Source organism: Vibrio sp. D431a (genome assembly GCF_030248655.1).
In the GTDB taxonomy this organism is placed as follows: Bacteria; Pseudomonadota; Gammaproteobacteria; order Enterobacterales; family Vibrionaceae; genus Vibrio; species Vibrio alginolyticus.
In genome coordinates, this window is sequence record NZ_JAHGAP010000063.1 from 1 (window position 1) to 1,743 (window position 1,743).

The window sequence follows — 1,743 nt, forward strand, 5'->3', positions numbered from 1 at the left end:
TTATGTAATGTTCAGTATTCATTGAGCCGAACAAAATCTTAAATTGAAGAGTTTGATCATGGCTCAGATTGAACGCTGGCGGCAGGCCTAACACATGCAAGTCGAGCGGAAACGAGTTATCTGAACCTTCGGGGAACGATAACGGCGTCGAGCGGCGGACGGGTGAGTAATGCCTAGGAAATTGCCCTGATGTGGGGGATAACCATTGGAAACGATGGCTAATACCGCATGATGCCTACGGGCCAAAGAGGGGGACCTTCGGGCCTCTCGCGTCAGGATATGCCTAGGTGGGATTAGCTAGTTGGTGAGGTAAGGGCTCACCAAGGCGACGATCCCTAGCTGGTCTGAGAGGATGATCAGCCACACTGGAACTGAGACACGGTCCAGACTCCTACGGGAGGCAGCAGTGGGGAATATTGCACAATGGGCGCAAGCCTGATGCAGCCATGCCGCGTGTGTGAAGAAGGCCTTCGGGTTGTAAAGTACTTTCAGTCGTGAGGAAGGCGGCGTCGTTAATAGCGGCGTTGTTTGACGTTAGCGACAGAAGAAGCACCGGCTAACTCCGTGCCAGCAGCCGCGGTAATACGGAGGGTGCGAGCGTTAATCGGAATTACTGGGCGTAAAGCGCATGCAGGTGGTTTGTTAAGTCAGATGTGAAAGCCCGGGGCTCAACCTCGGAATAGCATTTGAAACTGGCAGACTAGAGTACTGTAGAGGGGGGTAGAATTTCAGGTGTAGCGGTGAAATGCGTAGAGATCTGAAGGAATACCGGTGGCGAAGGCGGCCCCCTGGACAGATACTGACACTCAGATGCGAAAGCGTGGGGAGCAAACAGGATTAGATACCCTGGTAGTCCACGCCGTAAACGATGTCTACTTGGAGGTTGTGGCCTTGAGCCGTGGCTTTCGGAGCTAACGCGTTAAGTAGACCGCCTGGGGAGTACGGTCGCAAGATTAAAACTCAAATGAATTGACGGGGGCCCGCACAAGCGGTGGAGCATGTGGTTTAATTCGATGCAACGCGAAGAACCTTACCTACTCTTGACATCCAGAGAACTTTCCAGAGATGGATTGGTGCCTTCGGGAACTCTGAGACAGGTGCTGCATGGCTGTCGTCAGCTCGTGTTGTGAAATGTTGGGTTAAGTCCCGCAACGAGCGCAACCCTTATCCTTGTTTGCCAGCGAGTAATGTCGGGAACTCCAGGGAGACTGCCGGTGATAAACCGGAGGAAGGTGGGGACGACGTCAAGTCATCATGGCCCTTACGAGTAGGGCTACACACGTGCTACAATGGCGCATACAGAGGGCGGCCAACTTGCGAGAGTGAGCGAATCCCAAAAAGTGCGTCGTAGTCCGGATTGGAGTCTGCAACTCGACTCCATGAAGTCGGAATCGCTAGTAATCGTGGATCAGAATGCCACGGTGAATACGTTCCCGGGCCTTGTACACACCGCCCGTCACACCATGGGAGTGGGCTGCAAAAGAAGTAGGTAGTTTAACCTTCGGGGGGACGCTTACCACTTTGTGGTTCATGACTGGGGTGAAGTCGTAACAAGGTAGCGCTAGGGGAACCTGGCGCTGGATCACCTCCTTAAACGATGATTATGCACGATGAGTGTCCACACAGATTGATATGGTTTAAATTTCAGAGCAAAATTGGTTCTGCATAAAATGCTGAAGCAATTTATGTGGGGCTATAGCTCAGCTGGGAGAGCGCTTCGCTGGCAGCGAAGAGGTCATCGGT

At 52.8% G+C, this 1,743-nt stretch carries 1 rRNA gene; it reads left to right on the forward strand.

Annotation, left to right across the window (positions count from 1 at the left end):
• Positions 1-40: 40 nt before the first annotated feature.
• A 16S ribosomal RNA gene (locus KJB35_RS27425) occupies positions 41-1,593 on the forward strand.
• Positions 1,594-1,743: the final 150 nt, after the last annotated feature.